Source organism: Streptomyces sp. B21-083 (genome assembly GCF_036898825.1).
Classification (GTDB): Bacteria; Actinomycetota; Actinomycetes; order Streptomycetales; family Streptomycetaceae; genus Streptomyces.
The window spans coordinates 266,544-287,184 of record NZ_JARUND010000002.1; the positions used below are offsets into that span (position 1 = coordinate 266,544).

Here is a 20,641-nt window from a genome sequence, read left to right on the forward strand (position 1 = left end):
AACGCCTGGCGCTCATGTCAGTGGCGGTCGCCAGCAGCGGACGCCGCCAGCACCCTGTCAACAACCTCACGACCCGCAACACCTAGCCACCGAACGGCACCTGTGCCGCCGGGGCGGCGGCCGACGCGAACGGGTGCCGCCACAGCCCCCGCGCGGCAAGCCGCGGCAGCACCCCCTCGCCGAACCAGTACGCCTCTTCCAGGTGCGGATAGCCCGAGAGGACGAACTCGTCGATACCCAGGGCGTGGTACTCGGCGATGCGGTCGGCGACCTCGTCGTGGCTGCCGACGAGCGCGGTGCCCGCGCCGCCGCGTACCAGGCCGATTCCCGCCCAGAGGTTGGGGTGGATCTCCAGCCCGTCCCGGTTGCCGCCGCCGTGCAGGGCGAGCATCCGCTGCTGCCCCTCCGACTCGCTGCGGGCGAGCCCGGCCTGGATGTCCCGTACGGTCCCCGGGTCGAAGCCCGCGAGGATGCGGTCCGCCTCCGCCCAGGCCGCCTCGGCCGTGTCGCGGGTGATGACATGCAGCCGGATGCCGAACCGGAGGGTGCGCCCCTGCCGGGCGGCCAGCCCCTTGACCCAGGCGATCTTCTGGGAGACCTGGGCCGGCGGTTCGCCCCAGGTGAGATAGACGTCGACGTGCCGGGCGGCGACCTCACCGGCGATGGGTGAGGAACCGCCGAAGTACACCTCGGGGACCGGGTCGGGGACACGGGCCAACGCGGCCTCCTCGACCCGGATGTGTTCGCCGGTCAGGCTGACCGTCTTGCCCTCCCACAACTCCCGTACGACTTCGAGGAATTCGCCTGTACGACGGTACCGGGCGTTCTTGTCGAGGAAGTCGCCGTAGGCCTTCTGTTCGTGGCTCTCACCGCCGGTGACCACGTTGAGGAGGAGCCGTCCGCCGGTCTGGCGCTGGAAGGTGGACGCCATCTGCGCGGCGAGGGTCGGGGAGACGGAGCCGGGGCGGAAGGCGACGAGGAACTTCAGACGCTCGGTGTGCTGGCTGACCATGGCTGTGGTCAGCCAGGCGTCCTCGCACCAGGCGCCGGTCGGGGTGAGCGCGCCGACGAAGCCGAGGTCCTCGGCGGCGCGGGCGATCTGGATCAGATAGGCGACCGTCGGCGGCCGGTTCCGTCCGAAGGCGGTGGCCGGGGTGCCGTGGCCGCCGCCGACGACATGGCGACTGTCGCCGTTGGTGGGGAGGAACCAGTGGAAGGTGAGGGACACCGAAGAACTCCGATCGGGAACGGGCGTCTTGCGTGACAGCGGGCGGCTGGGCCCGCCAGCGGGGTGAGTCGTCGTTCGAGCAGCGGTGCGCGGTGGTCGGGGTCAGCTCGCCGCGGCGAGGAGCGGGGAGCGTCCGAGCGCTGCCGAGAACTGGTCGAGGACCTGGGTGAGGGCCTCCGCGGTGGCCGGGGCGACCGCGATGGAGCCGTCCTCGTGGGCGGTGATGTCCTTGTCGAGGGTGAACCAGCCCTGGACGATGTGGGCGGCACCCATGGAGTTGAGGACCGGGCGCAGTGCGTAGTCGATGGCCAGCACATGGGCCGTGGTGCCGCCGGTGGCGAGTGGCAGCACGGTCTTGCCGGTGAGGGCGTACTGCGGGAGCAGGTCGAGGAGTGCCTTGAGGACACCGGAGTAGGACGCCTTGTAGACGGGGGTGCCGATGACGACACCGTCGGCGCGTGCGAACAACTCGGTGGCCTCGACGATCGCCGGGTGCCGGAAGTCGGCGCCGAGCAGGGCTTCGGCGGGAATCGTGCGGACGTCGAGCGGGATCACCTCGTGTCCCTGCGCGGCGAGCCGGGTGTCCAGGTGCCGCAGGAGCTTTCCGGTGCGGGAGGAGACGGAGGGGCTGCCGGAGACGGACAGGACGGTGGCCATGGGTCCTCTTTCTGGAGGCTTTCCGGGGTCCGGCGTCATCTGCGACACGGCAGGCGACCCGGGTGAAGTGGTCAGGATTGCCAGGTCGGTTCGGGCGGTTCGCCATCGAGGACCCAGCGGCCGACCGCGCGCCGGCCGCGGGCGACGAGGTCGTGGAGGAGGCCGGCGCGGTCGTCACGCCGGAGGGCACGCCCGTTGCCGTCCGGATGAAGTCCGGTGGCTTCTCAGGCGGTTACGAAAGAACGCGGCGGATCAGGACGGGGATCAGGCCGCGGGACGACAGGAGGCACTGGAGACGCGCGCGAGGTCGACGTGCCGTCGCCGCGTGAGGTCCAGTCGCATTGTCATGCGGTGGATCCTGACAGTCGCCGAAGACGGCAGTCAAGGAAAAGCCGACCGGTCTCGTATCGCGGACCACCCGACACGAACGGACGACGGGACACGCAGCGTGCAAGGACGGTCACCCAGCATCATTCATCATCTTTTACCGCACATAAGGGAGAAATAAGAGCACAATGTGAGTACGCGGCATTAACCGCAAACCGCAACAGAAGCGGTCAGGCCTGCACAGTCGAAGGAGACGAGTCATGGCCAATGTCTCGCACACCAGAGGTGACATCCACAGCCACCCTGATGTATCCGAAATGCGGGCCCGGTACGCCCGTATGCTCGGCGGTCGCGATGTCGCGCTAGTGGACGGACCGGTGTTCCTCGTCGGTCTGTACTGCGCGGCATCCCCCTGGATCCTCCACTACACGACAAGCCAGCCCCCGCTCGTGACCCACAACCTGATCATGGGCATCGCGATCGGCCTGCTGGCCCTCGGGTTCACCAACACTCCGGAGCGCATGTACGGCCTCAGCGGGGCCCTGTGCGCGATGGGCATCTGGATGATCGTCTCGCCGTGGATCGTCGGCGACAGCCCTGACGCGGGTGTGGTGCTGAACAACGTCATCATCGGCGCCCTGGCCCTGTGCCTGGGGATGTTGAGTGCGGGCGCGACAGCGAGAAGCGCACCCAGGCCGTAGGTACGCGCGGAGAGAGGACGACGACAACCACCTGTACGTCGAGGTGAGAAGCGGGCCCGACCCCCTCCAGGGGCGGGCCCGCTCTCCGTTCGGCTCACACGCCCTCGAAACGCGCATGGCGTTTTGGGGGCCGAACGGACTGTCCCGGGCCGGAGCGGGCACCAGTCAGGAGGTAGGCAGTACCGGCGAAGAGGGGCGGAAATGACGATCTCGAGCATTATCGGTGCCATCATCATCGGCGCCGTCATCGGCATACTGGGCCGGCTCGTCATCCCGGGGCGACAGCACATCGGCGTCCTCTGGACGATCGCCGTCGGTATCGTGGCCGCACTCATCGGTTCGGCGATCGCGGCCGGGCTCGACGTGTCCGACACGGACGGCGTCGACTGGGTCGAGTGGCTGATCCAGATCGGGCTCGCGGCCCTCGGTGTGGCCGCGCTGGACCGCGCGAAGGCGCCGCGTCGCGCGCACAGCAGGCGGCGGTGACGGGCCGAGGGTGAGTGCAGGAGGCCGGGGCGGCCGCGTCGGGCCGGGCCTGGCCTCCGGGCCCCGAAATCCCTTTGTGGGTGGTGGTTCGCCGAAGCTAGGTTCGGCGAACCACCACCCACGTCCATGTCACGGAGCCCCCTTGCCCCCGCGCATCACCGCACTCACCGATCCCGAACCCGGCGCGTCGAGCCGACGGCTCGTCTGGCTGGCGGCCGGCCAGGACGGTGTGCCGCTCGGCTCCGCCTATCTGCGCCTGTTCAGCCGGGAAGGCCAGGAGCATCTCGCCGAGGTGGAGATCTCCGTCCACCCCGCCGAGCGGCGGCGGGGCGTCGGCACCCGGCTCCTGGAGGCCGCCGTCGCGGCGGCCCGGAGTGACGGTCGACGCTCGGTCCTGGCGCAGGCAGAGGAGGGCTCCCCCGGCGACCATTTCCTCGCGGCCCGGGCTTTTCGCCGGGTGCTGGCACTGACGTACGCCCGGCTGGTACTCGCCGACGTGGACCTCGCGGAAATCACCCGGCTTGCCGAACTCCCGCACCCCGGCTACCGGTTGACGGCCTGGGAGGGCGCCGTGCCGCCCGCGCTGGCGGGGAGCTACGCCGACTCGCGCCGTGCCATGGACGACATGCCGATGGAGGGCACCGACTACGGCACGGTCGTGTGGGACGTCGACCGCGTCCTGGCGGCGGCCGAGGCGGTAGGCAAGCGCGGCGACCTGCTGCACACCGTGGCCGCGCTGGACACGGCGGACGGTTCGGTCGTCGGCTTCTCCGAGCTGGTGGTGCCGGGCGACGGTCAGGGCGATGGGCAGCACTACGGTACGGCGGTGCTGCCCGGGCACCGCGGCCGGGGCCTCGGGCGCTGGATGAAGGCCGAGTCGATCCGCCGCGCCCGCGAACGCCACCCCGGACTCACGGGACTGCTCACCGACACCGCGACAGGCAACGCGCCGATGCTCGGCATCAACGACGAGCTGGGGTACCTGCCCACCCACAGGGCCGTGGAGTACCAGCTCGGGCTGTGAGACCGGCGCCGCCCGGCGCTCCGGCCGTCAGGGCTCAGGCCTCGTACACGTACGGCGTCGTCGTGGTGAGGGGTTCGAAGCCGAGGCGCTCCAGGACAGGCCTGCTCTGGTGGGAGGCGTCGACCTGGAGATAGCGGTAGCCGCGCTCCACGGCGTCGCGGGCGCGGTGGGCGACCAGGGCGCGGTAGATGCCCTTGCCGCGCCAGGCCTCGACGGTGCCGCCGCCCCACAGCCCGGCGAACCGGGTACCGGGCACGAGTTCCATGCGGGCCGCGCTCACCGGCTCGTCGCCGGCCAGCGCCACCACGGCCGTGACCGTGTCCGGGTCGTCGGTGAGCCGGGCGAGCAGCTGGTGCCGCATCCGGGAGCTGTCGGTGCCGAACGCCTTCTCGTGCACGTCCGCCACGAGCTCGACACCGGTCCGGTCGGTCACCGGGACGAGGTGGATGCCCTCGGGCGGCTCGGTGTCGAAGGTCAGATTGGCGACCTCACCGATCATCAGCGTCTCCTCGGGCTCGGGCGTGAACCCCGCCGTCCGCAGCCGTTGCCCCAGGTCGATGGGGAGGTCATGGCCGTAGAGCTTCCATTCGAACGTCCGTCCGAGGTCGCCGTAGTGGCGGATCTGCTCGCCGATGGCCTCGTCGGCGTGTGCCGCGTCGAGGTCGGACCAGACGACCCCGTTCCAGCCCTGGGCGTCTGCGACCTGGCGCACCACCCCGCCCACCCGTTCGATCCGAGCGCCCGGCCCGTCGGGCTGCGCCCCTTCGCGCATGTCCCGGTCGTAAAGGGCGAGCACCGCTGCATGATCCATGCCGTTACTCCAGCACTCCGATGCGGCAAGCGCAACGGTATTGGCGTCCGCGCTACATCACGCTTCAGGTTATTCGCATATGCGAAGCAATGTTCGGCGCTCCCAGGGGCCCGTCCGGCGCCTGCACCGCTCTCCGAGCCTACGGACGTACCCTGCACCCTGAACCACACCGCGAGGGAGACCCGGTCAGTCATGGTCAAGAGCGACGAACTGCCCTATCTGCGCCGCTGCGTGGAGCTGGCCGCCGAGGCCCTGGCGGCCGGCGACGAACCGTTCGGTTCCGTGCTGGTGGGCGCGGACGGGGCGGTGCTGGCGGAGGACCACAACCGGGTGGCCTCCGGTGACCGCACCCGCCACCCGGAGTTCGAACTGGCCCGCTGGTCCGCCGCCCACCTGACTCCGGAGCAACGGGCGGCGGCCACCGTCTACACCTCCGGCGAGCACTGCCCGATGTGCGCCGCCGCGCACGCCTGGGTGGGCCTCGGACGGATCGTGTACGTCGCCTCGTCCGAGCAACTGGCGTCCTGGCTGGCCGAGTTGGACGTACCCGCACCCCCGGTACGGACCCTGCCGGTCAACGAGGTCGCGCCCGGTGTGACAGTCGAGGGCCCGGTGCCGGAACTGGCCCCGCAGGTACGCGACCTGCATCGCCGCTTCCACACCGGCGCACCCCGACAGGGCTGACCCCCAAGGGGCGTTCCTCGCTACCCGAGTTCGAGCGTGGTCACCCCGAAGACCCTTTCCCGCGCGAACTCCCGTACGGGACCGGTGTACATGCGTGCCGTCTCGAAGGAGGGTGTGAAGCCCGCCTCCCGCACCATCGCGACGGCAGCCGTGTTCGGCTCCGGAACGTCGATCGCGACCCCCGTCCGGGCCGCATCGGCGATCAGGGCGGCGAACAGCGCCCGGGCATCGGCGGCGGTGTCGGCGAACAGCGGGCCGATGCGGGGCGCGTCCCGGCCGGGACGGACGACTCCGTAGCCGGTGACGGTACGGCTACCGGGGCCGGACCCGCCGCCGTCGGCATCGGCATCGGCATCGGCGCCGGTTTCGCACAGGAAGGCGCGATGGCCGGGGGCCGTCAGCCAGTGCTCCAGGAAGCGGGGCCGGTCGGCGGGGGTGCAGAGGGTGTCGTACGCCGTGATCGCCGCCAGGTCCGTCGGCCGTACGGGGCGCACCTGCGCCGGGATGTCGGCGGCGGGCGCGGTTCCGGTGAACCGGACGGTGCGGTAGGCGAGTTCGAAGCCCGAGCGGCGGTAGTTGTCCTGCTGGGCGACGACTCCGTCGAGGCCGACGGTACGGCTTCCGGCGTGGGCCAGCGCGGTCTTCCAGGTGGTGATCCCGTAACCCCGGCCCCGCAGATCGGGACGCACGAGATAGAAACCCAGAAAGGCGTACGCGGCACCGTAGTTGACGACCGAGATCGCCGACACCGGCTCCCCGCCGACCCTGCCGACGAAGAATCCCTCCGGGTCCTGCGCGAAGAACCCGGCACTGTCCGACAGCCCGGGGTTCCAGCCCTCGTCGGCCGCCCATCCGGTGACGACCGGCCAGTCCTCGGGCGTGGCCCGGGTGACGACGAGGTCGTCCGAGACCGGGGCGAGGGGGCCGGCGGAGGAGATCATGGAGGTGCTCCGTTCCGTTCAGTGGGGGGATGCGGCCCCATCCGACCATGGATCCCGAAGGCGCCGCGACCACCCGGCCCGGTCTTCCCTGCCACCCGGTCCGCCGAGAGGCGGGGCACTGTCCGCCCCCTTATCGTGATCAGGGCGCCGTCCCGGTCCGCAGCCGGGGCCGCCTCTGGAGGCATTCATGCGGTCCGCGTACCGACGCCGGGCGCTCGCCTCGGCCACGACGCTCGCCCTGCTGGGGACGGGCGCGCCGACCGTGGCCGCGGCGGCCGACGAGCCCGGCCTGTCCCGCTTCTACCACCAGAAGGTCAAGTGGTCGGCCTGCGCCGACGAGGCGGCGATGGACGACGTGCCGACGGCCGACCTGCAGTGCGGCAAGGTCACCGTCCCGCTCGACTACGCGAAGCCCGGCGGCGGCACGCTCGACCTGGCGATGGCCCGCTATCGGGCGACCGGCAGGTCCCGGGGTTCCGTGCTGCTGAACTTCGGCGGGCCCGGCGGCGCGGGCGTCAGTCAACTCGCCTATGACGGCAAGGACTTCATGGGCCTGACGAACGGCTACGACGTCGTCACCTTCGATCCGCGCGGTGTCGGCAGGTCCTCCCCCGTCAGCTGCGGTGAAGGCGCGGATGCGGACGCCGAGGTGACCGGCGGTGAGGCCGGGGACGACCCGCGTGCCGTCCTCGAACAGCTGCGCAGGGCGGCCCAGGCCTGTGTGCGCCACTCCGGGCCCGTACTGCGCCACATCGGCACCGTCGACGCTTCCCGCGACCTCGACGTGATGCGCCAGGCCCTCGGCGACAAGAAGCTCAACTACCTCGGATTCTCGTACGGGACCCGGCTCGGCGCTGTCTACGCGGCCCAGTTCCCCACGAAGGTGGGCCGGTTCGTCCTCGACGGCGTCGACACCCTCACCGAGTCGCTCGCCGAGCAGGGTCTCGCGGGCGCCGCCGGGCAGCAGACCGCGCTGGAAAGCTTCCTCAACTGGTGCGTGGCGGACATCGCCTGTCCGTTCGGGCAGGACGCGCGCACCGCCCGCGAGCGGGTCGTCGCCCTGGTCGGCTCGCTCGACAGGGACCCGGTGCCGACCGGCTACGGTGACCGCTTCTCCGGCCAGGACCTCGTGGGCGCCATCAGTCAGGGCCTCTACAGCAAACGGATGTGGTCTCCCCTGGAGCGGGCCCTCGCCGCGCTGGTCGAGGACGGCGACGCGCGCGGGATCATGGGGTTCGGCGGCGGAGGCGCCGTTGTCCCCGCCCTGCCGAGACTGAGCGCCGAGCGGCAGTCCCCCTCCCCGGACTCCGGCGGCGGGCTCGTCGACGAGGCCGAGGTACCCGTCGACAACCTCCCGGCCGCGCTGATGGCGATCAACTGCGCGGACGATCCCGACCGGCCCACCGCGCGCCGTATCACCAAGGACTTCGCCGCCCTGCGCGCCACGTACGAGAAGGCCTCCCCGGTGTTCGGCCGCTACCGCCTCACCGAGATCCTGACCTGCTACGGCCGCCCCAGGGGCACAGACTTCATCCGTACAGAGGTTCGGGACGTCGACACGCCGAAGATGCTTCTGGTGGGCACGCGCGGCGACCCGGCCACGCCGTACCGCTGGACCACGGAGACAGCCGAGCGGCTGGGCTCGTCGGCCGTCGTCCTCGACAACAAGGGCGAGGGCCACACCGGGTACGGGTCCTCGAAGTGCGTGCACCGCACGGTCGACGCGTTCCTCCTGGACGGCTCCCTCCCGGCCGACGGCAGCTCCTGCGGCACGGACGACGCCGAGTGAGACCCGCGCACGGGCCCCGGGCCGACACCGGGCAGAATCCTGCCGCGCGTCCACCACACGGTCGACGCGTTCCTGCTGGTCGCGGAGTGACAGCGGGATCAAGCCGGCGCGGTCCGTCGGGACCTCGAAAACGCGCGTGGCCGACGAAAGTTCGCCGCCGGGGTGGCCGAGGTGTGACGGAGCGCCGCCGAGGGACGCGTCCGGCCGCCGAGGAGAACTACCGCGTGCTGGTTCGGGACGTCGGCGGCGAGCATCTCGTGCCCGCCGGAAGCGGCGATCTCGACGCCCGCGAGGACATCGTGGACGAGATCGTCGAGCGGTGCCTGAGCACCGGCGCGGAGATCCGCTTCGTCCCGGACGGGTCGCTCACCGAGGCCATGGGAATCGTCGGCGTACCGCGCGACTGACCACCCCTACTGCTCCCGGCCCTCGCTGCCCGCAGAGGGAGCGCCGAGGAGGTCGGACAGACCGCGGTCGACGGCGTCGCCGAGGTCCTCTTTGCCGGCCGCCACGACGGCGAACGTTCGGAGCAGGAAGCGGCGCAGGGCCGGTGTGTCGAACTGGAGAAGGGCCAGGCCGTGCGGCGAGTGAAGCTCGATGACCGTGCGTGCGGGCCCGCAAGGCCAGATGTGGACGTCGCCGCTCCCGGCAGGCCGCCGCACTCCCTCCTCCAGCAGGCTCCGGGCGAAGGTCCAGATCACCCCCTCGCCGTCCAGGGCGGCCTCGGCCGGGAAGTCGATGTGCACGGCCAGCGGATCCGTCGAGGCGTAGCGGAGCGTGGCACGGATGGGGAGCTCCTGCTCCTCCGAGGTGATCAGACGTGCACGCGCGGGCTGTTCGAGGGTGACGTCCATGGCGGTCTCCGCTCCGGTTCGGGCCGACGGTGGTGACGCCGACGCGTTGTGCCGACGTGGTGTTACGACCCCGAAATGGCCTCTCCGATTACGCGGAACCCGCAGCTTTTAATGTGACCTGCATCACTGACATGCGTGGTTTTCCGCAGGGAACACGGACCCTTGGGCGATTCGGGGGCAACCTGACGATGCGCCCCGTCAGCACATCACCGCGCATCGCACAAACGGCCGTCGAACACGCGACTGAATGAGTTGCCACTCATCCCCATCGATCCGACAAGTCGCGTACCCCGCCTACGACTTGGCACACCGGACGCGTACCGTTCTCGCATCAGGAAAACCGTCCAAGAAGACTGTGGCATATGCCAGAAGCACCACCGTCCCGTGTGTTGCCAAATCCCTTACAGGGCGTCGCGGGCTGTGCAACAGTCGTAACCGGTCTTCCGTCAGCCTTGGTCGTACCGTCCCTTCATCGGAGTGCGTCATGCCGCCCCATCTCTCCGCGGACCGTCCAGCCGCCCAGCCTCCCGCGCGCGGCTCGGTCGACGCTCTCATCACTCAGACCCGACAGCTCAAAGGTGACGTGGACGCCGTACGACGAGACACACCGGCCGACGGATCTGACCCGCAGGGACGCTGGCAGCGCGCGCTGTACGACCTGGCACTGCACCAACTGAGCGACCTCGACGAGCACTTGGCCCAGCTGCGGGACGGACCACAGCCCTTGCCCGAGTCCCCCGCGACCGCCGGGACGCTGCCCGCCGTATCAGCCGTGCCGACCGCGCCCCGGCGCGACTCGCTCCTGAGCCGGGTCGGTAGTGCGGAGTGGAACCTCCTTACGGACGAGGTCAGTTGGTCAGGTGAGCTGTACCAGATCCTTGGCCGGGACCCGGCCGCGGAGCCCCTCACTCTCGACGAGCTGCCCTCCCTGGTCCTCGACGAGGACCGGCCGAGGCTCACCGCGATGGTCACGGACTGTCTGATCGACGCGAAGCCCATCGACGGCGAGTTCCGCGTCCTGCGGCCCGACGGCGGCGTACGGACCGTGCACATGATGGGTGAGCCCGTGCTCGACGCCGGCGGCAGCACCGCCTCCATGTGGGCCGTGCTCCGGGACGTCAGCGAACTGCGCCGCAGCCAGCGGACGGTGAGCGAGACCCGTGACTCGTTGCAGCGTCACCGGCACCACGCGCAGTCCGAGCGCCGGCTCGCGGTCGAGCTGCAGGAGGCTGTGCTGCCGCCTTGGCGCGGCTCCCCGCGACTCCCGCACCAGGGCCCCGAGGCCCTCGACCTGGCCGCCCGCTACCTTCCCTCCTCGACGAGCGCGTTGATCGGCGGCGACTGGTACGACGCGCTCGAACTGTCCGACGGCGAAACCCTGTTGAGCGTCGGCGACCTCACCGGACACGGAGTGACCGTGACCTCGGGCATGGCGATGCTGCTGGGCGCGCTGCGCGGCATGGCCGTGGCGGGCACCCAGCCGGGCCAACTCATGACCTGGCTCAATCAGTTACTCGACGCATCCGTCCAGCCGGCCCTGGGCAGCGCGGTCTGCTGCCGCTACCGGCCGAACACCCGCACCCTCACCTGGTCCCAGGCAGGACACCCCGCCCCGCTGCTGTTTCGCGACGGGACGGGGCACGTGTTGAGCCCCCCGGAGGGCGTTCTTCTCGGCGCGACCTCGGGCGCCGTGTACGGACAGGCCGAAGAGATCCTCGAACCCGGCGATGTGCTCCTCCTGCACACCGACGGACTGGTACCCGGACTCCGGGAAGACTCCGCCGCCGCACACCGTCTGCTCGATCTGGCCGCACGCTTCGGCGAGGCGCGGACCGCGCAGGACTGCGTACGGGCGGTGGTGGAGGAGTTCGGCGAGTCCGAGCGCGAGGACGACGCCTGTGTACTCGTCGCCAGGGTGACCCCGTAGGGGCGGCCCCGTCGTCACATTCCCGACACCCACCCGAAGGGCGGCCCTGGCGCCCGCCGCGGCGACGGCTGATCCGATTAGGCGGCGAGATGGTGTGCCTGGCGTCGCCAGGCAGGCGGGAATTCGACGACAGGCCCTAGACCCGCGCGTTGTTTCCGCCCTTCCCCCTCGTCTGCTTGGGCAGCGACAGTTTGATCTCCTCGCGGAGTTCGTCGATCTTCGGAAAGCTGGAGTACTCGGCGGTGAGCCGGTACATCTCGCGCAGTCGGTCCCAGGTGCGACGGGACGAGTTCGAGCCCATCGACACCAGAGCCAGCCGCGCGTACCCGGCCGCCTGTTCGGGGTCGTCCGCGATGAAGCAGGCGGAGGCCATGGACAAGAAGTCGAAGATCTTCGACCGCTCCCGGCCGTCGACCCTCAGTTCGAGGGCCTTCTCGGCGTAGTACTGGGCCTGCACGGCCGCGGCCGGCTCGTGCTCGGCCAGGGTGCGGTAGGCCAGGGCCTGCATGCCGTACAGGTCCTCCGCCTTGAACATCTGCATCCAGCTCGGCGGCGGCACATCACCCTTGTCGGAGACGAAGAGGTCCTCCGCCTGGCCGAGCGTGCGGCGCATCGCCTGACCGCGCCCCATCGACGCCTGCGCCCAGGCCTCGACCGTGTACAGCATGGCCTGGGTGCGGGGCAGGGTCTCCTCGCCCGAGCCGGAGTTGGCGAGCTTCATGAGGTCGAGCGCGTCGTCGGGCCGGCCCAGGTGCACCATCTGGCGGGCCGCCCGGGAGAGCGCCTCCCCGGCGCGCGGCCGGTCGCCGCCCTCTCGGGCCGCGTGGGCGGCGATGACGAAGTACTTCTGGGCCGTGGGTTCCAGGCCGACGTCGTGCGACATCCAGCCCGCGAGGACGGCGAGGTTGGCTGCGACGCCCCACAGGCGCCGCTGGAGGGGTTCGGGGTGTCGGTAGGCGAGCATGCCGCCCACCTCGTTGAGCTGACCGACCACCGCCTTGCGCTGGAGTCCACCGCCGCGGGCGGCGTCCCAGGCCCGGAACACCTCGACCGCGCGTTCCAGTTCCTCGATCTCCTGCCACCCGATGGGGGCGGCCTCGTACCGGTCGAAACCGGCGGGATCGGCGTGCAGGGGATCGTCGAGGTCGGGTGCGTCGGCGGAGAGAGTCGGGTCGGTGTGCAGCCAGTCGTGCATGGCACTGCTGAGTGCGGAGCCTGCGGTGAGAGCGACGCCCGCACCCACCAAGCCGCGTCGGTTGAGCATGAGGTCCATTCCCGTGAATTCGGTGAGGACCGCGGCAGTCCGTTCGGGCGCCCACGGCACGCCGTCGGGAGCTTCCGCACTCCCGCCGCCCGGCCGTTTCCCCACACGCCCGTGCCGGACCAGACCTAAGTCCTCAATGGTCACGACACGGCCGAGACGCTCGGTGAACAGGGCAGCCAGTACGCGCGGCACCGGATCGCGCGGGATCTCTCCCGTGTCGATCCACCGCCTCACCCGCGAGGTGTCGGTCGCCAGCTGGGGGTGGCCCATGGCCGCCGCCTGCCGGTTGACCAGCCGCGCGAGTTCGCCCTTGGACCAGCCGGCCAGGCCGAACAGGTCCGTCAGACGAGTGTTGGGTTGTCCGCTCACGTCAAGCCCCCAGGTTCTCGGCTGAGTTGACAGTAACCGTCTGTCAGTTGCTGAGCGACTATTCGCCAGGGTTCGCCAGGGTTCGCCAGATGGTGTGCCACTGGGCAACGGGTGTCAGGTAGGAATGCGCCACCCCGACCCGGTCGCCATCCCTTTACAGCAGGTGCACTCCCCAGGGTGCAACCGGGAGACCGGGCCGGGTAGCGCATGACCGTCGCAGGCACACGAAGGGATCTGTTTCTCCCATGTACGCAGCATCGTCCTCCGTGTCCGCCCCTCCGCGGCTGCTGCACCCCCGCCCGGGTGGCAGCGGCCCCTACCTCGACCCCGCGCGTCCGGCGGCCCCGGCCCTCGGTTCCGGCGCCGGTGCCGGCCGCGCGCGACGGCTCCCGGGGATCGGCACCCAGCCGCTCAGCGGCAGACTCGACCTGTCCGGGCCCCAGGGCGCCCAGCTGCGCACAGCCATCACCTCGGTGCACCGGATCTGCCCGGAGTTCGCACCGGTGCAGGTCCTGCGTCGCAGCGGACGCTCCGTACTCCTGGTCGGGACGACAGGGCGCAGCACGGCCGTCGCGAAGTATTTACTGGATCAGTCCCCGGGCTGGGCCGAGCGCATCCGGCACGAAATAGCCGCATACCGCTCGTTCGTCCGGCACCGCCCGCCTGTGCGGGTGCCCCGGCTGATCGCTGCGGACCCGGACAACTGCACCCTGGTCATCGAGCGGATGCCGGGCCGGGTGGCGGCTTTGCAGAGGCATCCGGCCGAGGCGCCGCCGCGTGCGGACATCAGGGCGGCACTCAGCGCCATCTGCCGGCTCAACGCCTGGCGTCCACCGGCCGGCACGTTCGACGCCCCGCTCGACTACGCGGCACGTATCTCCCGGTACCACGAGCTGGGGCTGCTCACCGACCGGGACATGGGCGACCTCCAGAAGCTGGTGCACGGCATCGCGCACTCGGCGGGCCGTCAGGGAATGGGCCAGTTCTGCCACGGCGACGCACTCCTGTCCAACATCCTCCTCTCACCGGCCGGTCCAGTGCTGGTGGACTGGGAGCACGCGGGCTGGTATCTGCCGGGGTACGACCTGGCGACGCTGTGGGCGGTCCTCGGTGACGCGCCGGTCGCCCGGCGGCAGATCAGCCAGCTCGCGCAGTCGGCGGGACCGGCGGCACGGGACGCCTTCCTGGTGAACCTGATGCTGGTACTGACGCGCGAGATCCGTACATACGAACTGGCCGTGCAGCGTTCGATGCACGAGACCACGCCGGCGGCACCGGGACCGGCCCACCCGGGTGCTGCGCCGTCCGGCGAGGAACAGCGGCTGCTGCTGAGGCGGCTGCACGACGACTGCCAGCTGGCCCGACGGGCCGTGCGGGCGGCGGTCGGCACTCGCTGACGGGGGACGTGGGCCCGCGATGCGCCTGGACAGCGGCGCGTCGCGGGCCTTCGCCATGCCCGCGCACGGGTCGCCACGAAAGTTCCCGCACCCCTCTTGACATGGGAAGTCTCCGGTCTGTGGGCATGATTGACGGACCGTCGGATGTTCGAGCCACTAATGTGCTCACCGGCCCCGCACGTCCGCCACTCCCCCACATCCGCCCGACCCGGAGGCCGCAAATGCGAGGACACGCCACCGAACCCACCCTCCTCACCGATCCCGGACCCAGACGCCCGCGCCTGCGCAGAGCCGCCGGAGCAGTCGCCTCGGCGGCTCTGCTGCTGCCGTTGCTGGGCGCGGCCCCGGCCGGCAGCGGCGACTCGGCCACCCGGATGCAGCGCGACTTCGAGGCTGCGGCGGACGAGTACCACGTGCCGCGGAGCCTTCTGCTCGCCGTCTCCTACCTCCAGTCCCGGTGGGACACGCACGCGGGTGCGCCCAGCGTCACCGGCGGCTACGGCCCGATGCACCTCACGGACGCCCGGACCGCCCTCGCCGGCGCCCCGCACCACAGCGAGGGCACGGAGGACGCGCGCGGCGACAGTGCCCGGCCGGCCCTTCACCCGACCACCGAGGTGCCGACGGAGGCCGAACTCCCGTCCCGTCTGCGGACGTTGACGAAGGCGGCCGAACTCACCGGTCTGCCCGCGAAGCAGCTCCGAACCGACCCCGCCGCCAACCTGGCCGGCGGCGCCGCGCTTCTGGCCGCTGCCCAGCGGGACCTGGCCGAGCCGCTGAGCGCCGACCCGGCGGACTGGTACGGGGCGGTGGCCCGCTTCTCCGGAGCCGACGACACCGCGACAGCGGCGGCGTACGCCGACGACGTGTACGACGTACTGCGCACCGGCGAGCGGCGCACGACCGACGAGGGACAGCGCGTGGCGCTCGCCGCCCGCCCCGAACTGGCCCCCGACACCGCCCAGTTGCGGCGGACCGGGCTGCGGAAGGGGTCCGCGGCGGGCACCGAGTGCCCGGCGACGGTGTCCTGCGAGTGGATTCCGGCGCCGTACGAGGAGTTCGGCGACGGCGACTACGGCAACCACGACCTGGGCGACCGGCCGGCCTCCCAGAGCATCCGGTACATCGTCGTCCATGACACCGAGGGCGCCTGGGACGGCGTACTGAACATGGTCCAGGACCCGACGTACGTGTCCTGGAACTACACGCTGCGCTCGACGGACGGGCACATCGCGCAGCATGTGAAGGCGAAGGACGTGGCCTGGCACGCGGGCAACTGGTACGTCAACGCCAAGTCGATCGGTCTGGAGCACGAGGGGTTCCTCGCGAACCCGGACGCCTGGTACACGGAGTCGATGTACCGGGCGTCGGCGCGGCTGGTGACGTATCTGGCGGCCAAGTACGGCATCCCGCTGGACCGGCAGCACATCCTCGGCCATGACACCGTGCCGGGTCCGACCACCTCGACCGTCTCGGGTATGCACACCGACCCGGGCCCGTACTGGGACTGGCGGCACTACTTCGAGCTGCTGGGCCGCCCCTTCGAGCGCATGGCACATCTGCGGGGCGACAGCGCGGTGGTGACGATCCGGCCGGACTACGCGTCGAACCGGCCGACGTACACGGGCTGCACCACGTCGGGTCAGGCGTGCGCGGCGCACGGGTCGAGCGAGGTGCGGCTGTACTCGCAGCCGGACACCTCGTCGGCGCTCGTCAAGGACATCGGCACGCACCCCTCGGGCGGCGTCTCGTCGATCGACGTCAACGACGTCGGGGCACGGGCCTCCACCGGCCAGCAGTACGCCGTCGCGGAGCGCAGGGGCGACTGGACGGCGATCTGGTATCTGGGCCAGAAGGCCTGGTTCCAGAACCCCGCCGCGAACCCGACGGCGGTGAGTGCCGTCGGCGCTGTCGTGACGCCGAAGGACGGTCTGTCGGAGATCCCGGTCTACGGGAGGGCGTACCCGGAGGCTTCGGCGTATCCGGCGGGCGTGCCTGTCCAGGCGGTCTCGCCGCTGTCGTACAAGCTGCCCGCGGGCCAGAAGTACGTGGCTGGGGAGAAGGTGCCGGGCGAGTACGACTACTCCGTCACCTTCGACACCGCCTCGCACCGGGTCGTGGTCGGCAAGGATCAGTACTACGAGATCCAGTTCGGCCACCGGGTGGCGTTCGTGCGGGCGGCGGACGTACGGCTCACTCTTTCCTGAGCCACCGACGACAGGGGTGAGGGCCGGGTTCCGCCGCGCGGCGGAACCCGGCCCTCACCCCTGCGTGCATCACTTCAGGTCGTCTGGAAAAGCTCCGCCGGCAGCGGCTTCAGCAGGGCGTACAGGTCGTCGGTGATCGGACGGTCCCAGGCCGCGATGGTCACCAGGACGTTGTCGCTGCGGTCGAACTGCACGCAGGCGATCCGGCCCTCGGAGAGCTTGAGGCGGCGCACGATCAGGAGGTTGTCACCCTGCATCACCGGAACGTCCTCGGTGCCGACGACGGTGACCTCCTCGTCGTTCTCCAGGGCCAGCAGCAGTTGGGCCACCTCGAAGGGGACCTCGTCCTCGGCGACGTCACGGGCCGGGGAGCCCTCCGGCAGGTTGCCGATGACCATCGCGGGGCCTCGGCCGCCGAACAGGTCATAGCGCAGGAACACGCCCTGGCAGCTGCCGTCGGGGGCGGGCAGCAGGCCCGCGCCGAGGTTGCCGGGCCAGTCACCCGGGTCCATGGCCAGCACATCGAATTCGGGGCCGGCGGGAGTGGCGCTGCGGCGGCGGAGGAACGACATAGAGCCATGGTACGTGTCCGGCCGAACCTCATGTCCCACGGGCACTATCCCTGCGTGCTGTACTGCTGAGCGGCCCGCTTGTGCCGCTCGTGGTGACGGGCGACGCGGGCCCGGTTGCCGCAGGAGGGTTTGCACCACTCCTGACGCGGATGCTCCTTGAGGAAGTAGCGCACACAGCGCGGCGCATGGCAGGCCCGCAGCCGTTCCCGGTCCGCGCCGGCGAGGAAGCCGACGGCTGCCTGCGCGAGTACGGCCACGATCTCCGCCTCACCACGCACGCCCTGGTGGCGTACGACGGGATCGGCGTCGTCGGCCCAGTCGAGCACGGGGACGGTGGGGGTACGGGCGGCTGCCGCGTTGAGCAGCCTCAGCGCCTCGGCCAGGGGCAGCAGCCGGGCCGCGTCCGCCGGGCTCGGTTCCCCGGGCCGTACCGCGCGCGCGAAGAGGGTGCGGACGGCGGCACGCAGTTCTCGTACGGCGGCCAGCGCTGCCTCGTCGGCGACGAAGCCGTCGGCTTCGGGCAGGCTGCCCTGGTGGGCGCGCACCCAGGTGGTGAGGCCGGCGGTGTCGGCAAGGTCGTCCGCGATGCCGCCGTCGCCGTCGTGGCGGATTGTGAGGGCGAGGTCGAGGGCGAGCCGCGCGTCGCCGCTGATGTCGCTTGTGATCGGGTCCCGCATGCCGCTAATGCTAATCCCCGAGGCACCCATTAGCACCGCAGGGGGGCCCTGTCGTGCGCGGGCCGGCCCCTGCCGCGGCATTACTCAAGGTCGGTGGGGTCTCAGGTCAGGTCGAACTCCCCTTCCCGTGCCCCCGACACGAACGCGCCCCACTCCGCGGGCGTGAAAATCAGGGAAGGGCTGTGCGGGCGGCCACTGTTGCGCATCGCGATGAACCCCTCGACAAAGGCGATCTGGACATCCCCTCGCCCACTGCTGCCCGACTGCCAGTCGGCGTTGCTGAGGTCCAGCTCCGGCTTGTCCCAGCCCGCGAGCGGGTGCTCCTGGATCGTGCTCTCGGCCACGTCCGTGCTCCTCCCGGTTACCGTCGTCCGCGGCCAGCCTAGCCATCGGCTCCTGCCGCCGACAGGCCACGTGAGGGGGACGCTTCAGGAGGTGGGCGGTTCACTGCCGACGAGCCACATGGAAAAGAACTGGGAGCCACCGCCGTAGGCGTGCCCGAGGACCCTGCGGGCCCCGTCCACCTGGTGTTCCCCGGCCAGCCCGCGCACCTGAAGGGCTGCTTCCGCGAAGCGGATCATGCCCGAGGCGCCGATCGGATTGGTCGACAGGACGCCGCCCGACATGTTGACCGGCAGGTCCCCGTCGAGCTCGGTGACCCCGGCCTCGGTGAGCTTCCAGCCCTCGCCCTCGGCCGCGAAGCCGAGGTTCTCCAGCCACATGGGTTCGTACCAGGAGAACGGTACGTACATCTCGACGGCGTCGATGTCCCGGCGCGGGTCGGCGATCCCGGCCTGCCGGTACACGTCGGCCGCGCAGTCCTGGCCCGCTTTCGGCGACACGGCGTCCTTGCCCGCGAAGAGGGTGGGTTCGCTGCGCATCGCGCCACCGTGCAGCCAGGCGGGCCGGCGCGGTGAACGGGCGGCTCCGGCGCGGTCGGTGAGGATCATCGCGACGGCGCCGTCCGAGGAGGGACACGTCTCGGAGTAGCGGATCGGGTCCCACAGCATCGGCGAGGCCTGGACCTTCTCCAGCGTGATGTCGTGCTCGTGCAGATGCGCGTACGGGTTCTTGAGCGCGTTGCGGCGGTCCTTGTACGCGACCAGCGAGCCGACCGTGTCGGGGGCCCCGCTGCGTCGCATGTACGCGCGGACGTGCGGGGCGAAGAAACCGCCGGCCCCGGCGAGCAGCGGCTGCTGGAAGGGGATCGGCAGGGACAGTCCCCACATGGCGTTCGACTCGGACTGTTTCTCGTAGGCCAGGGTGAGGACGGTGGCGTGGACGCGGGAGCGGACGAGGTTCGTGGCGACGAGGGCCGTGGACCCGCCGACGGAGCCGGCCGTGTGGACGCGCAGCATCGGTTTGCCGACCGCGCCGAGCGCGTCGGCGAGATACAGCTCGGGCATCATGACGCCCTCGAAGAAGTCGGGCGCCTTGCCGATGACGACGGCGTCGATGTCGGCCCATGTCAACTCGGCGTCGGTCAGGGCACGTTGGGCCGCTTCCCGCACCAACCCGGCCATGGACACGTCCCGGCGGGCGGCGACATGCCTGGTCTGGCCGATCCCGACGACCGCCACTGGCTCACTGGACATGACGGGGCTCCCCTTCGAGTACGGCGACCAGGTTCTGCTGGAGGCAGGGCCCGGAGGTGGCGTGGGCGAGGGCCCGGTCGGACTCGCCCCGGTGGATACGAGCGGCGGCCTCGCCGATGCGGACGAGCCCGGCGGCCATGATCGGGTTGGCGGCGAGGGCACCGCCGGAGGGGTTCACGCGGACGTCGTCGCCGAGGCGGAGTGCTTTCCTCAGCACCACCTCCTGCGAGGTGAACGGTGCGTGCAACTCGGCGGTGTCCACGGGCCGTTCGAAGGCGCCGGCCTTTTCGGCGGCGAGCCGTGTCGACGGCGAGTCGGTCAGCTCGCGGACACCGAGGGAGTGTGCCTCGATGCGGTGGTCGATGCCCCTGATCCAGGCGGGTCGCTCGCACAGTTCCCTGGCGCGGTCACCGGCCGCGAGGATCACGGCGGCGGCCCCGTCGCCGATCGGCGGACAGTCGCCGGTACGCAGCGGATGCACGACGTAGTCCCCGTGCGGCACCGAACCCCGCAGCTGGGCATGGGAGTTGCCCTGTGCGTCCGCCCGGCTCCGGGCGGCGACGGCGGCGAGCGCGGGCTCGTCCGTGTAGCCCTCGTCGATGAGAGCCTGCGCCTGGAGCGCGGCGAGCGCGACCGAGTCCGGCCACAAGGGAGCCACGTAGTACGGGTCGAGCTGCCGGGTCAGCACATCCCGCACCGGGCCCGGCGAGGATTTGCCGTAGGAGTACACGAGCGCCGTGTCGGCGTCGCCGGTGAGCAGCTTGGTCCAGGCCTCGTACAGCGCCCATGCCCCGTCCATCTCCACGTGTGACTCGGAGATGGGCGGCCAGGCGCCCACGCCGTCGAGCGCCAGGGTGAAGGAGAAGGCGCGGCCGGCGAGATAGTCGGAGGAGCCGGAGCAGGTGAAGCCGATGTCGCTGGTCTTCAGCCCGGTCCGGTCTAGTACCTCGTGCAGTACCGGCATGAGCATCTCGACTTCGGAGAGCTCTTCGCTGGTGCGCCGGTGATCGGTCTGCGCGAAGGCGACGACGGCGATATCGCGTGTCATTGGGTCCCCCGGTGGTAAAGTCGTGCACTGCGGCGCGAGAGCCAAGCCCGCATAGCAACTCCTTCCAAAACTTCATACATCCG

Annotated in this window: 20 protein-coding genes and 1 pseudogene; 9 read left to right on the top strand and 12 right to left on the bottom strand. The window is 70.9% G+C overall.

Annotation, left to right across the window (positions count from 1 at the left end; translation table 11 throughout):
- Positions 1-82 precede the first annotated feature (82 nt).
- The 3 genes from QA861_RS25280 to QA861_RS47125 all read right to left on the bottom strand — a co-directional run bounded on the left by QA861_RS25280 (position 83) and on the right by QA861_RS47125 (position 2,233).
- A complete protein-coding gene (locus tag QA861_RS25280; protein ID WP_334590869.1) occupies positions 83-1,228 on the bottom strand; it encodes an LLM class flavin-dependent oxidoreductase in 1,146 nt (381 codons plus the stop codon).
- A 102-nt stretch (positions 1,229-1,330) separates the two neighbouring features.
- Positions 1,331-1,885 (bottom strand): NADPH-dependent FMN reductase, encoded by a 555-nt coding sequence (gene ssuE, locus QA861_RS25285; RefSeq protein ID WP_334590870.1) that lies wholly within the window; start codon positions 1,883-1,885, stop codon positions 1,331-1,333.
- Between the two features lie 264 nt (positions 1,886-2,149).
- Positions 2,150-2,233 (bottom strand): putative leader peptide, encoded by an 84-nt coding sequence (locus tag QA861_RS47125; protein WP_361374499.1) that lies wholly within the window; start codon positions 2,231-2,233, stop codon positions 2,150-2,152.
- A gap of 239 nt (positions 2,234-2,472) precedes the next feature.
- Between QA861_RS47125 and QA861_RS25290 the strand changes: the two genes are divergently transcribed.
- The 3 genes from QA861_RS25290 to QA861_RS25300 all read left to right on the top strand — a co-directional run bounded on the left by QA861_RS25290 (position 2,473) and on the right by QA861_RS25300 (position 4,423).
- Positions 2,473-2,913 carry an SPW repeat protein gene (locus tag QA861_RS25290; RefSeq protein WP_334590871.1) on the top strand — a complete coding sequence of 147 codons (441 nt, stop codon included), beginning with the start codon at positions 2,473-2,475 and terminating at the stop codon, positions 2,911-2,913.
- A 201-nt stretch (positions 2,914-3,114) separates the two neighbouring features.
- Entirely contained in the window at positions 3,115-3,399 is a 285-nt protein-coding gene (locus QA861_RS25295; RefSeq protein ID WP_334590872.1) for a GlsB/YeaQ/YmgE family stress response membrane protein, read from the top strand.
- A 142-nt stretch (positions 3,400-3,541) separates the two neighbouring features.
- The gene (locus QA861_RS25300; RefSeq protein WP_334590873.1) at positions 3,542-4,423 is read left to right on the top strand and encodes a GNAT family N-acetyltransferase; all 882 of its coding nucleotides are present in this window, start codon (positions 3,542-3,544) and stop codon (positions 4,421-4,423) included.
- A gap of 34 nt (positions 4,424-4,457) precedes the next feature.
- Here QA861_RS25300 and QA861_RS25305 read toward each other — a convergent pair whose 3' ends face one another.
- Positions 4,458-5,234, bottom strand: coding sequence for a GNAT family N-acetyltransferase (locus tag QA861_RS25305; protein WP_334590874.1), 777 nt, complete (start codon positions 5,232-5,234; stop codon positions 4,458-4,460).
- Between the two features lie 192 nt (positions 5,235-5,426).
- Between QA861_RS25305 and QA861_RS25310 the strand changes: the two genes are divergently transcribed.
- Complete coding sequence (locus tag QA861_RS25310) at positions 5,427-5,918, top strand: nucleoside deaminase (protein WP_334590875.1); 492 nt, start codon at positions 5,427-5,429, stop codon at positions 5,916-5,918.
- Positions 5,919-5,938: 20 nt separating this feature from the next.
- Here QA861_RS25310 and QA861_RS25315 read toward each other — a convergent pair whose 3' ends face one another.
- Positions 5,939-6,859 carry a GNAT family N-acetyltransferase gene (locus tag QA861_RS25315; protein WP_334590876.1) on the bottom strand — a complete coding sequence of 307 codons (921 nt, stop codon included), beginning with the start codon at positions 6,857-6,859 and terminating at the stop codon, positions 5,939-5,941.
- Positions 6,860-7,046: 187 nt separating this feature from the next.
- Here QA861_RS25315 and QA861_RS25320 point away from each other — a divergent pair, with 187 nt between their 5' ends.
- Entirely contained in the window at positions 7,047-8,648 is a 1,602-nt protein-coding gene (locus tag QA861_RS25320) for an alpha/beta fold hydrolase (RefSeq protein ID WP_334590877.1), read from the top strand.
- 93 nt (positions 8,649-8,741) lie between these two features.
- Positions 8,742-9,055, top strand: a pseudogene (locus QA861_RS25325) (baeRF3 domain-containing protein); the annotation flags it as partial.
- A gap of 6 nt (positions 9,056-9,061) precedes the next feature.
- Here QA861_RS25325 and QA861_RS25330 read toward each other — a convergent pair.
- The gene (locus QA861_RS25330) at positions 9,062-9,502 is read right to left on the bottom strand and encodes an SsgA family sporulation/cell division regulator (protein WP_334590878.1); all 441 of its coding nucleotides are present in this window, start codon (positions 9,500-9,502) and stop codon (positions 9,062-9,064) included.
- 484 nt (positions 9,503-9,986) lie between these two features.
- Here QA861_RS25330 and QA861_RS25335 point away from each other — a divergent pair, with 484 nt between their 5' ends.
- The gene (locus QA861_RS25335; RefSeq protein WP_334590879.1) at positions 9,987-11,429 is read left to right on the top strand and encodes a PP2C family protein-serine/threonine phosphatase; all 1,443 of its coding nucleotides are present in this window, start codon (positions 9,987-9,989) and stop codon (positions 11,427-11,429) included.
- A gap of 136 nt (positions 11,430-11,565) precedes the next feature.
- On the opposite strand, the gene QA861_RS25340 is transcribed toward QA861_RS25335, so the two are convergent.
- Entirely contained in the window at positions 11,566-13,062 is a 1,497-nt protein-coding gene (locus tag QA861_RS25340) for a DNA-binding protein NsdB (protein WP_334590880.1), read from the bottom strand.
- A 245-nt stretch (positions 13,063-13,307) separates the two neighbouring features.
- Here QA861_RS25340 and QA861_RS25345 point away from each other — a divergent pair, with 245 nt between their 5' ends.
- Positions 13,308-14,459 carry an aminoglycoside phosphotransferase family protein gene (locus QA861_RS25345; protein ID WP_334590881.1) on the top strand — a complete coding sequence of 384 codons (1,152 nt, stop codon included), beginning with the start codon at positions 13,308-13,310 and terminating at the stop codon, positions 14,457-14,459.
- Positions 14,460-14,680: 221 nt separating this feature from the next.
- Positions 14,681-16,666 carry an N-acetylmuramoyl-L-alanine amidase gene (locus QA861_RS25350; protein ID WP_334590882.1) on the top strand — a complete coding sequence of 662 codons (1,986 nt, stop codon included), beginning with the start codon at positions 14,681-14,683 and terminating at the stop codon, positions 16,664-16,666.
- 74 nt (positions 16,667-16,740) lie between these two features.
- Here the strand turns inward: QA861_RS25350 and QA861_RS25355 are convergent, their stop codons facing one another.
- The 5 genes from QA861_RS25355 to QA861_RS25375 all read right to left on the bottom strand — a co-directional run bounded on the left by QA861_RS25355 (position 16,741) and on the right by QA861_RS25375 (position 20,558).
- The gene (locus QA861_RS25355; RefSeq protein WP_334590883.1) at positions 16,741-17,238 is read right to left on the bottom strand and encodes a hypothetical protein; all 498 of its coding nucleotides are present in this window, start codon (positions 17,236-17,238) and stop codon (positions 16,741-16,743) included.
- 44 nt (positions 17,239-17,282) lie between these two features.
- Positions 17,283-17,915: a CGNR zinc finger domain-containing protein gene (locus QA861_RS25360; RefSeq protein WP_334590884.1), complete on the bottom strand. Its 633-nt coding sequence runs from the start codon at positions 17,913-17,915 to the stop codon at positions 17,283-17,285.
- A gap of 101 nt (positions 17,916-18,016) precedes the next feature.
- The gene (locus QA861_RS25365) at positions 18,017-18,259 is read right to left on the bottom strand and encodes a DUF397 domain-containing protein (protein ID WP_006379354.1); all 243 of its coding nucleotides are present in this window, start codon (positions 18,257-18,259) and stop codon (positions 18,017-18,019) included.
- A gap of 84 nt (positions 18,260-18,343) precedes the next feature.
- Complete coding sequence (locus tag QA861_RS25370) at positions 18,344-19,510, bottom strand: thiolase family protein (protein WP_334590885.1); 1,167 nt, start codon at positions 19,508-19,510, stop codon at positions 18,344-18,346.
- Positions 19,500-20,558 carry a thiolase family protein gene (locus QA861_RS25375; RefSeq protein WP_334590886.1) on the bottom strand — a complete coding sequence of 353 codons (1,059 nt, stop codon included), beginning with the start codon at positions 20,556-20,558 and terminating at the stop codon, positions 19,500-19,502. Before QA861_RS25375 ends, QA861_RS25370 begins: the two co-directional genes overlap by 11 nt.
- Positions 20,559-20,641 lie beyond the last annotated feature (83 nt).